General features: G+C 51.9%; 15 protein-coding genes and 2 pseudogenes. 11 read left to right on the plus strand and 6 right to left on the minus strand.

Features of this window, described 5'->3' with window-relative positions; all coding sequences use genetic code 11:
- Positions 1-66: 66 nt before the first annotated feature.
- Complete coding sequence (locus HV318_RS16665; RefSeq protein WP_182273580.1) at positions 67-654, minus strand: inovirus-type Gp2 protein; 588 nt, start codon at positions 652-654, stop codon at positions 67-69.
- Between the two features lie 521 nt (positions 655-1,175).
- Here HV318_RS16665 and HV318_RS16670 point away from each other — a divergent pair.
- The 11 genes and pseudogenes from HV318_RS16670 to HV318_RS16720 form a co-directional block, all read left to right on the plus strand.
- Positions 1,176-2,615: a hypothetical protein gene (locus HV318_RS16670; protein ID WP_182273581.1), complete on the plus strand. Its 1,440-nt coding sequence runs from the start codon at positions 1,176-1,178 to the stop codon at positions 2,613-2,615.
- A gap of 144 nt (positions 2,616-2,759) precedes the next feature.
- Entirely contained in the window at positions 2,760-3,647 is an 888-nt protein-coding gene (locus HV318_RS16675; RefSeq protein WP_182273582.1) for a GTPase family protein, read from the plus strand.
- Between the two features lie 212 nt (positions 3,648-3,859).
- The gene (locus HV318_RS16680; protein ID WP_101706469.1) at positions 3,860-4,018 is read left to right on the plus strand and encodes a hypothetical protein; all 159 of its coding nucleotides are present in this window, start codon (positions 3,860-3,862) and stop codon (positions 4,016-4,018) included.
- Between the two features lie 125 nt (positions 4,019-4,143).
- The gene (locus HV318_RS16685; protein ID WP_182273583.1) at positions 4,144-4,608 is read left to right on the plus strand and encodes a YfjT/YkfB family phage-associated protein; all 465 of its coding nucleotides are present in this window, start codon (positions 4,144-4,146) and stop codon (positions 4,606-4,608) included.
- A 34-nt stretch (positions 4,609-4,642) separates the two neighbouring features.
- The gene (locus HV318_RS16690) at positions 4,643-4,984 is read left to right on the plus strand and encodes a hypothetical protein (RefSeq protein ID WP_032616287.1); all 342 of its coding nucleotides are present in this window, start codon (positions 4,643-4,645) and stop codon (positions 4,982-4,984) included.
- Positions 4,985-5,075: 91 nt separating this feature from the next.
- Positions 5,076-5,897 carry a DUF932 domain-containing protein gene (locus HV318_RS16695; protein ID WP_182273584.1) on the plus strand — a complete coding sequence of 274 codons (822 nt, stop codon included), beginning with the start codon at positions 5,076-5,078 and terminating at the stop codon, positions 5,895-5,897.
- A 30-nt stretch (positions 5,898-5,927) separates the two neighbouring features.
- Positions 5,928-6,371, plus strand: coding sequence for an antirestriction protein (locus tag HV318_RS16700; protein WP_182273585.1), 444 nt, complete (start codon positions 5,928-5,930; stop codon positions 6,369-6,371).
- A gap of 12 nt (positions 6,372-6,383) precedes the next feature.
- On the plus strand, positions 6,384-6,926 hold the full coding sequence (locus HV318_RS16705) for a RadC family protein (RefSeq protein WP_182273586.1): 543 nt from the start codon (positions 6,384-6,386) through the stop codon (positions 6,924-6,926).
- The gene (locus HV318_RS16710) at positions 6,923-7,138 is read left to right on the plus strand and encodes a DUF987 family protein (protein ID WP_182273587.1); all 216 of its coding nucleotides are present in this window, start codon (positions 6,923-6,925) and stop codon (positions 7,136-7,138) included. Before HV318_RS16705 ends, HV318_RS16710 begins: the two co-directional genes overlap by 4 nt.
- Positions 7,139-7,163: 25 nt before the next feature.
- The gene (locus tag HV318_RS16715; protein WP_182273588.1) at positions 7,164-7,520 is read left to right on the plus strand and encodes a type IV toxin-antitoxin system YeeU family antitoxin; all 357 of its coding nucleotides are present in this window, start codon (positions 7,164-7,166) and stop codon (positions 7,518-7,520) included.
- 19 nt (positions 7,521-7,539) lie between these two features.
- Positions 7,540-7,716, plus strand: a pseudogene (locus HV318_RS16720) (TA system toxin CbtA family protein); the annotation flags it as partial.
- A gap of 222 nt (positions 7,717-7,938) precedes the next feature.
- Here HV318_RS16720 and tnpC read toward each other — a convergent pair.
- The 5 genes and pseudogenes from tnpC to HV318_RS16745 form a co-directional block, all read right to left on the minus strand.
- Complete coding sequence (gene tnpC / locus HV318_RS16725; protein WP_182271314.1) at positions 7,939-9,531, minus strand: IS66 family transposase; 1,593 nt, start codon at positions 9,529-9,531, stop codon at positions 7,939-7,941.
- A gap of 30 nt (positions 9,532-9,561) precedes the next feature.
- Complete coding sequence (gene tnpB, locus HV318_RS16730; RefSeq protein WP_135699773.1) at positions 9,562-9,912, minus strand: IS66 family insertion sequence element accessory protein TnpB; 351 nt, start codon at positions 9,910-9,912, stop codon at positions 9,562-9,564.
- Positions 9,909-10,322 carry an IS66-like element accessory protein TnpA gene (gene tnpA / locus HV318_RS16735; RefSeq protein ID WP_182271313.1) on the minus strand — a complete coding sequence of 138 codons (414 nt, stop codon included), beginning with the start codon at positions 10,320-10,322 and terminating at the stop codon, positions 9,909-9,911. Before tnpA ends, tnpB begins: the two co-directional genes overlap by 4 nt.
- 84 nt (positions 10,323-10,406) lie before the next feature.
- Positions 10,407-11,720 (minus strand): annotated as a pseudogene (locus tag HV318_RS16740) (methyl-accepting chemotaxis protein); the annotation flags it as partial.
- A gap of 117 nt (positions 11,721-11,837) precedes the next feature.
- Positions 11,838-12,848, minus strand: coding sequence for an Ldh family oxidoreductase (locus HV318_RS16745; RefSeq protein ID WP_182273589.1), 1,011 nt, complete (start codon positions 12,846-12,848; stop codon positions 11,838-11,840).
- Between the last annotated feature and the right edge of the window lie 3 nt (positions 12,849-12,851).

A 12,851-nucleotide genomic window follows, 5' to 3' on the forward strand; every position in this document is an offset into this window, starting at 1 on the left:
TCAGGTAATCGAATGGTGCAGACTTCTTCAAACGATATACCGATGGCGTTATTTTTTAACTGAGACTCACCTCCCCCTTGTCAGGCGTGGCCTTCCTCCACGCCCCCTGGGCTTAATCTCACTCAGCCAGCATGCCGGGTTTGCAAGCATCTCTTTCTGCTCGAGCTTTGCCAGATAGCTCACGATAAACGCCAGATCACGATAGCCTTTGCGGTCTGAGTAGTGCAGGCATCTTGAGCCATTCACTTTGTGGTAAATTTTTTTCTGGCAGTTTTCAAAGATCCCCTCGCCGTTTGTAACGTCTCGCCACTCTTCGGCAATCACCCTCGCAGAACGGTAGGAATTCCGCTTACGCTGGCCATCCAGGTAGAAGACCGCGTGAAAATGAAGACCATGCTGACAGGTGAACTCCATCACCCATGCATAGCCAATGACGGTATTAGCCCGCAGTACTCTTTCAGCCAACCGGTACATGTCCATATCCCAGTGGTCCCGATAACGGTTGGCATAACGTCTGCTGGTCGTCTTATAAGCGAAATCCATACGTAGCGGGATAATGTCAGAGTAACGCTCCCGAAGACTTTCCATGTGGTCTGTCAGGTCAGTGAATAATTCATCATCTATGGTGAAATTCGGGTTGGTTCGATATGTCATGTCGTCTCTCTCAATGTGGTTAACACTGGATGTGAGAGATACTTCAGATTTGAATCACTCAGGGAGATGTGGAGTGGTATGTCTGGTAGTGAGCTCTAAAGGGGAAGGTGGAAAGGTGATTAACAGCACTTCTTTAAGTAAGAATAATAATACCTAAACGTAGTGAAATATTCTGCTTCACTGTACATGCTTTACTTCTTCTATGGGAGGCCTGCGGGAAGATATTGATGCTTGCGCAGGACCGCCTAACTTCAGACCGGTACGTGAGCATCATGAGTGGAGCAATTGAAAACAGTAAAAATTGAAGGTTAATGGCAAAACATAGCGATTAATGAGATTTTAAGCATGTTTTTTCGACATGAAAAACGGTATTTTTAGACATGTTTTATGGGGTTTTGATATATAAAAAACCAAGATTTTAAACATCATTATTGAACGCGAAAATGAAGAAAATTTGCATAAAGTAAGCTGTCGCTATGTCGGCATCCAGCGAAGGTCGTTGAAGAGACAGGAAAAGGACTGTGATTAAAAAAACGCCAGATTCAGAAGAAAATGCTAAATGGAGAGACATAAAGAAGCAAAAGGATCAGAGTTTTGCGACGGGACTTTCCCCTCTTCCTTTAGATGAGCTTCGATTTTTCAATGTAGAACCAGCTGATGTGGGAAAACGATGGAATGACGTTATCTTTGGTGACATCGCTGATGCCTATACTCTGATTCAGTTTAATAAGAAATCAGTCCAGGATTCTGATTCCCGGGAGAGGGACTACGAACCTGCAAATTTTCTTCTGACGCTTCTGCGCGAAAATATCAGAAAAGAACTAAACGAAAAAAAAGCGAAGGGACAACCCCCACAAAACTTCAGCACCAGGCAAAGAGCAGACAACGAAGTGGTCCTTGCCAGGCAATACCATCACAGTTACTGGAGACATAAATTCAGTCACCCACCTGAGGCTGAATATCGGCGCGAACTCAAGATTTTGCTCAATGACAAAAAGAAGGTTTTCACCAGCCTGCAGCAGCATTATTGCGTTATGCAGGAAAAAGCCAAAGTCAAGAAAAAGAAACTGACATTGCTTCCATTATCCATTTTTCTTGAGAGAGAAGAGATGGAGCATTTAGATGCTGGTTCGGCTTATAAGCGGCTGAAAGCTCGTGCGGCATTGCTTACCAGGCAGTTTCCAAAGGTACTGAAGATACTTCGGCACAGGTCACCCTATGTTAGTTTTTTAGGATACTCAAAACTGGTCATGGTAACTGATACGGCTTTTGAGCCTTTTCTGCATGTTATTTTTTACCTTTCAGAGGGTGACCTCAATACATGGTATGCTCATGATATTAGCAAAACCTGGGGTATTATCAGTGGCTGCCGGGTCAAAGTTCACTACTACTCCTTTACCGGCGAACTTGCAGAGCCTCCAAATCATGTCATGAAGAAAATCGCCGATACTCTCCCGGACTATGAATTGCATTATAAAGACGTATTGTTGCCGTTTAGTTCGGAAGATCCCAACAGGGACGAAGAAGCAGCTATAACCATTAGTGAAGTTAAGCAAAAAATAGTTCATCTTGAAGAATACCTTCAAAATCAACAGGTTAAAAAGAAAACCAATGGGCAGTTACGCGTTCATAATCAAATTAAGGAGTTGAATAAACTGCTAAAAAGCATAACGGAACGAACTGAAAATAAAAAAAATCATCTTAATTATATGGCCCGCGTGGCAAAAAATTATAATGCAATACCGGGTATAACGACCTTTACTCAGGCTGGTAGCTTTACTTATGACAATCAATACTCAAATGAGAGATACCGCGCCCGGAAAGAACGAAAACAGCCCAAAAAAATAACTGGTTCAAATGGTGGAGAAGATAAAGTAATTAGCGCTGATAACAGGGAACATCAGGCCACCTCTGCTGAGGTCTGGGAGATTCCAGAGGGTATAATGAACGATGATATGTAGTACTCATTACTGGCAGGGTCGAGGGCTATTGCTGAAGTTCTGGATTAAAAAAATCTAAGTTATATATCATCTTACTGAACTCCCTCCCGTTTAACTCCAACTGGCCATCCATCACCGGATGGCCTTTTTTATTAAGAGGCCAGTATGAAACATCTATCGGGCTATGCCCTTGTCCGTCGCCATCTTCGGCGTTATCCGCACGCGCTGCGCCAGCATCTTATCAAGGAGCTTAACCGTCTCGTCACGTATGAACCCGTGATTGGCATCATGGGGAAAACCGGTGTCGGCAAATCCTCGCTGTGTAACACGCTGTTCCGCAGCGAAGTCTGCGCCGTGAATGCCGTGGAAGCCTGCACCCGCCAGCCACAGCGTGTCCGCTTGCGCTTTGGTAATCACTTCCTGACGCTCGTGGATTTGCCCGGCGTGGGCGAGAGTGTTACCCGTGACGGTGAATACCGCGAACTTTACCGGGAACTGATGCCACAGCTCGATATGGTATTGTGGGTGCTCAAGGCCGATGACCGGGCTTATGCGGTGGAAGAACAGTTTTATCAGGATGTTTTTGCGCAGTACTGCGGACCGCTGCCGCCTGTGCTGTGGGTACTCAACCAGGTGGATAAAACTGAACCTGCCGAGCAGTGGAGCTGGCCGTCCGCTCAGCCCTCGACGTTACAGGCTGAACGTATTGCGCAGAAGCAGCAGGCGGTGGCGCGTCAACTGGGGATTGCTGAGCAGGATATTCTGCCGGTCTCAGTCCGGGGGCGTTACCGTCTGTCACGTCTGGTGGAAGCGATGATTACCCGCCTCCCAAAGCAGGCCCGCAGCCCGCTGGTTCCCCACCTGCAGAACGTGTATCGCACCACCAGCGTCATCAGCACCGCAAGCAGCAGCTTTGGTGATGCCGTGGTGGACGTTATCGATAAGATTATTGACCTAGCTCCGTTGCCGCAGGTGGCTCGCAGTGCGCTACAGGTTGTAACACACACTGTCGCCCGCGCGGCACGCTCCCTGTGGGGATTTTTCTTCGGTTAGTCACTTCGCTTTCGATGAGCGGCCTTGCCGTTTTCGATAAGTTTTCTTGTTTCATTACGATCGATTTTGTCGATCGAGCCGATCGATATTCATCGTTGTACATGATTAATCCGGTAGCCACATAATCCACAGGGCATTATGTGATTTGTTAATTTTAACCATCAAAATCAATGCGATGTGTCACAGGGATTGTCACGCATTAAGGGAAGTATATGCCGTTAATTCTGTTATGGGGCGCGCTGGCCCTGTTGCTGGGTTTCGTGGCGTCCGCTAACGGACGCTCGTTCTGGGGCTGGTTCATTCTCGGTCTGATAATCGACCCGATACTGGCGGGGCTGCTGTACTGGCTTATTGCAAAGGACCGCACATGAAAATATTTCTGCGTCTGTTTGGTAAATTCACCCGCTGGTACATCACCCTCATTATCTTTATGGCCTGCCTGCTTTTCATTATCACCACCCTGGGCAATATGGCTGGCTTCTGACAGGAAACTCCAATGAAAAATAAACTGATTATTTCATTTTTACTGGCTTCAGTGCTGACGCCTTCTGTCTCGCATGCGTTTGGTAACCGTGATAGCTGGGTAAGTGGCTATGCGCAGGGAACGTCTGAATACACCATCCTCGGTAAAGGGCAATCACAACTTTACCTGGCCTGCGACAGTTCCGGCTCACAGCCAGCGACCATTATCTTCACTGACGTGAACGGTCATAAGGTCAGGATGGACAGTGGCCAGACGCTTACCATGAGAATTGATAACGCTGAAGAAGTGAATATCAGCGAAAGCGAGTCTCATGTGGGATCTGACAATGTGATGTGGGCATGGAACAAATTACGCATCGGCAAACGTGTTGTGGTTTCAGGTAGCGGGGTAAAACCTGTCACTTTCACTTTAGCGGGGGCTGCTGCAGTTCTTCCTGCCTTCGGTGACAACGGCTGCGTGCCCGGATTTGCACTGTAGTTGTGCCTCACTCTTACAGGTTAAAGGAAATTTAATGAAGAAAATCATCACAGTCGCAGCACTCTGTCTGCTGTCATTTTCTTCGCTGGCCGCTTCTTCACCGGTCAGCGTCAGTGTTAGTCCCGGAAGCTACAGCCACTACTCATCGATTCGGATTACATCAAAAGTCGATTCGATTGTGATTAAACAACTCATTGTCAACCGGGGAAACTGCCAGGATGCAGAATTCGCCAGCCCGTGGAAACCAGTACGTCTGGGATTTGGCGGTGCTGTATCCCATGAATTTACCGGCAAGGGGCTGATGGTTCCCTGTAATGTACTGGAAGTGGTTGTCCAGACAAGCGAAGGCGCATGGCAGTTTGATTTTGACAGCTGACACCGCGCGCTTTTCCACCTTTCTTTTCTATCTGAACGCCCTGCTCAAACGAGCAGGGCGTTTTCTTTTGCCTCTTTTAAAGGAATTACTCATGAGATTAGCCAGCCGCTTTGGCCGTATAAACCAGATACGCCGTGACCGTCCTCTGACCCATGAAGAACTGATGAGTCATGTTCCCAGCGTGTTCGGGAGTGACAAACATGAATCGCGTTCAGACCGTTATACCTACATCCCTACCATCACCATTCTCGAAAGCCTACAGCGTGAAGGCTTTGAGCCGTTCTTTGCCTGCCAGACGAAGGTCCGGGACCAGAGCAGGCGGGAGCACACCAAGCATATGCTGCGTCTGCGTCGTGCCGGGCAACTTACCGGGCATCAGGTCCCGGAAATCATCCTGCTCAACAGCCATGACGGCTCCTCAAGCTACCAGATGCTGCCGGGGCTATTTCGCGGCGTCTGTACCAACGGCCTGGTTTGCGGCCAGTCATTCGGAGAAGTGCGGGTACCGCATAAAGGTAATGTCGTCGAGAAGGTGATTGAAGGGGCTTACGAAGTGCTTGGGGTCTTTGACCGGGTGGATGAGAAACGCGATGCAATGCAGTCTCTGGCGCTACATGTACCCGCCCGTCACGCACTGGCGAATGCTGCACTGAAGTATCGATTTGGTGAGGACAACCAGCCGGTCACGGAATCGCAGTTGCTGACTCCGCGTCGTCGGGAGGACTACAGCGATGACCTGTGGACCGTTTACCAGCGCGTGCAGGAGAACCTGATGAAAGGTGGTCTGTCAGGGCGAACCGCTCAGGGGAAAAGCAGCCGCACCCGTGCCGTTACCGGCATTGACGGCGATGTGAAGCTCAATCGCGCTCTTTGGGTGATGGCAGAAAATATGCTCGAGTTTTTCGGGCGTTAAACAACAGTTCCGGCATAAGGAGATAGTTTAATGAATACACAAAATCATCAGTTCGCGGAACAGGCAGCAATTACGGCCTCGGTGGTACCTGACGAGTTACGCATCGGCTTCTGGCCGCAGCACTTTGGCTCCATCCCACAATGGATAACCCTTGAGCCCAGAATTTTTGCCTGGATGGACCGCCTGTGTACTGATTATCACGGTGGTATCTGGCGCTTTTCGACGCTCAGCAACGGCGGCGCTTTTATGGCCCCTGAGTCAGAGCAGGATGAGAAGTGGACATTGTTCAACAGTATGAATGGCAACGGCGCGGAACTTACTGGTGAAGCTGCAGGGATAGTCGCCTGTCTGATGGTATACAGCCATCATGCCTGCCGTACCGAATGTGACGCGATGACAGAGCACTATTATCGCTTACGAGACTTCGCGCTAAACCATCCAGAGTGCAGTGCCATTATGTATTTAATCGACTGAGGAATACCTGACATGAATACCGTATTATGCCCGGAGTCTTCACAGCGTGAACTCTTTCCGCTGACGATTATGCCTCGGCAGGGTTGCCTGCTTCCTGCTACATCCGGATTAACACCTTATGCCCAACGGACCATCCGCCGCGCTATCAACCTGCTGGATAAATATCTGCGCCAGCCCGGCATACCCTTTACCTCAAGTACTGCTGCTCGTGACTGGCTTCGGTTACAGCTGGCAGGGCAAGAACGGGAAGTATTTATGGTGCTTTATCTCGATAATCAGCATCGTTTACTGGAGAGTGAAACGCTATTTGCCGGTTCGGTTAACCATGTGCAGGTCCATCCCCGTGAGGTAGTGAAGTCAGCGCTTCGCTTCAATGCTGCAGCTGTCGTACTGACGCATAACCATCCATCCGGTGATCCGGAGCCCAGTCATTGTGACCGCAACATCACGACCATGCTGAAAGAAGCGTTAGCACTGGTTGATGTGAAAACGCTCGATCATCTGGTCATCGGCTCAGAGGGCATTGTGTCGTTCGCGGAGCGAGGCTGGATATGAAAATCATCAGTAAACGCCAGGCCATGACCTTGTACCGACAGCATCCTCGACTGTTTCGCTTCAGTACGGGCAAATATAAATGGTCAGGCAGTATCTGCCATTATGCAGGCCGCGAGGTGGAGAACATATGCGGCGTTCTGGACGTCTTTGCTGAGCACCATCAGGATCGCAATGGTCCCTATGTCATTCTTCGAAGTGTCACTCTTAATTAATCCTTCCCTTTAATCAGGAACAATAATGAACAATCACTCAGTATCCGGTACCACTCCGGAGAATCCCGCCTGCCAGCAGTGGGGACTAAAGAGTACGATCATACCCTGTTTTGGAGCTCGCCTGGTGCAGGAAGGCAACCGCCTGCATTTTCTCGCTGACCGGGCCGGATTCAACGGTGCTTTCAGCGACAAGGATGTGTTGCGCCTGGACCAAGCTTTTCCCCTGATACTCAAACAACTGGAAATAATGCTCATCAGCGGCGAGCTCAATCCCCGCAATCAGCACTGCGTCACGCTTTACCACAACGGATTCACCTGCGCAGCCGATACGCTTGGTAGTTGTGGTTACGTATATATCGCTGTTTATCCCACTCAACGTTAATTACTTCATGAGAGCTATAATGAAATATCTACCTGCAACAAGTCTGCGCGCAGCGAAGTCATGCCCGTCATCTGTCGCTATCTGACAAATATTACTTACTCATCTGCTTGAACAGCACTATGGTCTGACGCTAAACGACACACCTTTCAGTGATGAAACCGTTAAACAGGAACATATCGATGCTGGTACCCATCTCTGTTGCTTCTCAGTTAGTTCAAACTTCTAAAGCTCGTCTGCTATCGACATAGTCTTCACCAAGATTACTGTAAACGGTGACTTAGAGTCCGCTTCTTGACAGAAGCGGACATTGCCTAGCATCACTAGGTTTAAATCAAATGTGAACTAAGTGGTGGCCTGAAATATAGTCAGCGATTGAGGCTGAATAAGTGTAAGCGTTAAGTGAGCGCCGTATTGACGATTATTTATTGGTGAGATCTACGTTCCATGGCAGCAGTTCCGCCACTTTGTTGCTGGGCCACTCCGGCAGTACGCTCAGGATATGACGAAGGTAGGCTTCCGGATCGATACCATTGAGCCTGCATGTTCCGATGAGACCATACAGCAGGGCTCCGCGCTCGCCGCCATGATCGCTGCCGAAGAAGATATAGTTTTTCTTTCCCAGACATACTGCACGTAATGCCCGCTCAGCGGCGTTGTTATCAGCTTCTGCCAGGCCATCATCACAGTAGTAGCACAGCGCATCCCACTGGTTCAGGGCATATGCGAACGCCTCACCCAGCCGGGATTTTTTCGACAGCGTTGCGCTTTTTTCCACCAACCAGTCATGCAGGGATGCCAGCAGTGGCTTGCTTTGGGATTGCCTGGCTGCCAGTCGCTTTGCTGTCGGGAGGCCGCGTATTTCCTCTTCCACCGCGTACAGCTCGCCGATACGTTTCAGGGCTTCTTCTGCTGTGGCCGTCTGAGTACTTATATAGACGTCGTGGATTTTGCGGCGCGCGTGGGCCCAACATGCGGCTTCTGTTAACGGACCACCATCACGCTCTGCGCTGAACAACCGATCGTAGCCTGCGAAGGCATCCGCCTGCAGCACACCATGATAATGGCGAAGATGTTGCTGAGGATGTTTCCCCTGTCGGTCCGGGGAGAAGGCGAACCACGCCGCTGGCGGGTCTGACGATCCAGCGTTCCGATCATCACGCACATACGTCCAGATGCGCCCGGTTTTCGTCTTCTTTCTGCCCGGTGCCAGCACCGGCACCGGGGTGTCATCCGTATGCAGTTTGCGGCAGTCCATCACGTAGCGATAAAGGGCTTCATCCAGCGGTGCCATCAACCGGCAACACGTATCCACCCAGTTGGAGAGCAGAGCCCGGCTCAGATCCACGCCCTGGCGGGCAAAGATTTCGCACTGGCGATAGAGCGGCAGGTGTTCGCAGTATTTGGCCGTTAACACGCGGGCCAGCAGACCCGGCCCGGCGATACCCCGATCGATGGGGCGTGATGGTGCTGAGGCTTCAACGATACAGTCGCATCGGGTGCAGGCCTTTTTCACCCTGACCGTGCGGATCACTTTCAGGGCGCTGGATACCAGCTCCAGCTGTTCCGCGCTGACTTCACTGAGCCAGGCCATATCACTACCGCAACCCGGACAGCAGGTTTCTGCTGGCTCCAGACGATGGATCTCGCGAGGAAGATGTTCAGGGAGAGGTCGGCGGTGACGAGACTGGCGAAGCTGACGCGGAACCTGCGGATCGTCTTCCCGTCCGTTGTAGAGATCGCTTTGCTGTTCCTGCTGTTTCAGCAGGGCTTCTGCATCTTCAACCTGTCGGCGAAGTTTTTCGGAGCGGGTACCGAACAGCATCCGCCGCAGTTTTTCTATCTGTGCGCGCAGATGCTCTATTTCGCGTTCTTCGTTCTCGATTTTCTCTTCGGCGCGCGCCAGCGCCGAACGCAGGAACGACTCAGTCTCTGCAACGAGGCTGAGCTGACTGTCTTTCTGGCGAAGCGCGTCTTCCAGCGCGGCGATACGGGCGAGATAGTCCTGACTCATGACCCCATTTATAATGCGGTCATGCTCTTTTTACAACATTGTCAGTGAGTTAAGGCGGGCTGTTTTTGGCTGACGCCAGTCCAGCTTATCGAGGAGCATGGCGAGTTGTGAGCGGGTGATGGCGATTTTGCCATCGCGTACAGCAGGCCAGATGAACTGGCCTTCTTCCAGCCGTTTGGTAAACAGGCACAGGCCGTCAGCATCAGCCCAGAGGATCTTCACGGTATCGCCTTTGCGGCCACGGAAGATAAACAGGTGACCGGAGAAGGGGTTTTCCTCAAGGGCATGCTGTACTAACTCGCCCAGACCATTGAACGATTTTCGCATATCGGTGACCCCGGCAACCAGCCAGATACGGGTGCCTGACGGAAGGGATATCACTGGCTTCTCCCGGTCAGCTCACGAAGCAGCACGGCAAGCAACTCTGGTGACGGGTTCTCAAGCGTCATTTTGCTGTGACGGAACTCAACACAACAGGAGGTGGCATTCAACGTTGAGAGCTGATCCGGAGCTGTGTTCGTCTCACCTGTTGGCGCTGGGTTAGGTATCACTTCGACAGGCAGCATCATCGGTGATGGTGAAGCTTCGACCGTTGCCGGGAGGCGACGTGATATGCGGCCTTCATCCTGCCAGAGCCGAAGCCATTTGAAGATGACGTTATCATTGACGCCGTTTTCACGGGCAATCTGAGCAACGCAGGCACCGGGGCGGGAGGCCAGTTCGACCATACGAAGCTTGAAGTCATTGGGATAATTTTTACGGGGTTCTTTTCGCCAGGATTGGGATTCCATACTTAGATGTCCGTCTGTAACAGGTGGGCGTCTAAGTTACCAGCACTGGCTTAATGGCTACATACGGTGCTGGCTTTACGCTTACGCGCTTTCTACCAGGGTAGAACCCACTTCCACGCGGCCAACGGAGTCTTCAATCAGGCTCTTAATTTCGCGTGCCGCCTGGGCGCTGCGCTGTGCCAGGTTGCGCACTTCACCCGCAACCACGGCAAAACCACGCCCCTGCTCACCCGCACGCGCCGCTTCTACCGCCGCGTTCAGTGCCAGAATGTTGGTCTGGAAAGCAATACCGTCGATCACGCTGATAATATCAGCAATCTTCTGCGAACTGCCGGCGATGTCGCGCATGGTTTGCACCACGTTATCCACCACTTTACCGCCTTTCTGCGCGGTTTCAGACGCGCTCAGCGCCAGGTTGCTCGCCTGACGGGCGTTCTCGGCGTTCTGCTTAACCGTCGCGGTCAGCTGTTCCATGCTGGCAGCGGTCTCTTCCAGGGAAGCAGCCTGCTGTTCAGTACGGGAAGAGAGATCGTTGTTACCCATCGAGATTTCGCTCGCGCCGCTGTAGATGGCGTTCGCACCGTTACGCACATCACCCACGGTACGCACCAGCTCACCCTGCATATGACGCAGCGTGTCGGCCAGAACCCCCATCTCGTTGGAACCTTCCACATCAATGCGTTTCACCAGGTCGCCGCTGGCGATATGGCGAATGCTGTCGATCAGACGGTTCAGCGGGGAGATCAGCGCCTGCTTAATACCCAGCCAGACGGCAATAATCACTACCAGCACGGCAACCAGCACGCTAATCAGCACCCAGATAGCCTGGCTGTAAGAGCTGTTGCTGTCTTCCACCGCGGTCTGGTACAACTTGTCGTTCTGCTGCAGGTAGCTCACATACTGCTTCTCAAAACCATCCTGATAGCTCTGGGTTGGTTGATCGAAGAACGCATTGATTTTGCCTGCACCCAACAGCTGGATCAGCTCCGCCAGCGCACCGTGGTAGATATCGTAGTTACGTTTGATTTCCATCGCTGCGGCGTCGCTCTGACGCGGGTCACGCGGTAGGGCTTCGTAGTCAGCCCAGTTTTTTTCCGCCTGTTTCAGAGACGCAGAAGCAATGTGCATCAGATCGGAAACGGTCGCGCCGCTGCCAATATTGCTCTGATCCATCATGTAGCGGATGCCCGCACGGTTCAGGGTGTTACGGGTTTGCAGCAACGCAACCCAGCTGCCGTTCAGCGTGGATTGTTGCTGGCGAATGGTTTGCAGGACGGTGAAGTTCTCTTTGTCATGCTTGAGGGCATTGAAGAAAAGACCACCGGAGGTAAGTTGTAACAGGCCAAAAATAGCGAGAACCAGCATTAAGCTGGTGACAATCTTGATACGATTTAACATGTTTTCTCTTTCCATCAGACAGATAACAGAATTTTCGGCCTGGGAAAGGAAAACTTTACGAAAAACGTACTACCAGGAAGGACATAATCCCTCCTGATATGTTGATAACGCCGACGATTATTTGATCAGAGAAGAGATATCCCTGAAAAGTGAATGGGTTATATTCACTCCCTCGCGGATCGTACGCTCACGAGAAAAATAGCGACGCTCACCCGGCAGACGAGCGCCTTGCTGCTGCATCCCGATAAAAAGCGTCTCGGCACGCGCCAGATGCCGCGCTGCGTCCGTACCCAGGAAGCGATCCGGATCCAGCGCCAGAATAAGCTCACCACCATAGGGCAATCCGCCTGCGCCATTATCCCACGCCAGCGACTCCGCGCTGGTCATGTCGCCAATCAGCGGCCCGGCAAGCAGTTCAACCATCGCCGCCAGCGCTGAACCTTTATATCCGCCGAACGTCAGCATCGCACCGTCGAGGATCGCCTGCGCATCCGTGGTGGCCTGGCCGTCGCGGTCGATCCCCCACCCTTCCGGTACCGCTTTTCCCGCCCGTTGATGGAGCTGGATCTCACCGCGGGCTGCCGCACTGGTGGCCATATCAAAGATAAACGGTGGTTTATCCCCGCGCGGCCAGCCAAACGCAATCGGGTTAGTGCCAAACAGTGGCTTCGTCCCGCCAGCGGGGGCGACCCACGCATGGCTGGGGGTGGTAGCCAGTGCCACCAGCCCCACATCCGTCAACGGCTCGACATCGGCAAACAGCGCCGAAAAGTGTACGCAACGATTAATCGCCAGAGCAGCCATTCCGCTGTGCCGTGCCTTTTCCATCAACAGCGGGAGCGCCCGCTCGAACGCCAGCAGGGAAAATGCCCCACCGGCGTCCACCTTCACGATGGCGGGCGCGGTATCGGTGATAACCGGCTCAGCGTCTGGCGACACCTTCCCTTTGTGCAGGGTCGCAACAATCCCCAGCAACCGCCACAAACCATGCGAGGCACAACCATCACGCTCACCGTGGGTGACATTTTTTGCCACCACGGCGGCATGTGCCTCACTGAATCCATTCCCGCGCAGCACCCGGTGTGCCAGCGCATAAGCCTCTGTTAACGAGAGGTTGACCATCTCCATTAC

Source organism: Enterobacter sp. RHBSTW-00901 (genome assembly GCF_014103115.1).
Lineage (GTDB): Bacteria > Pseudomonadota > Gammaproteobacteria > Enterobacterales > Enterobacteriaceae > Enterobacter > Enterobacter cloacae_P.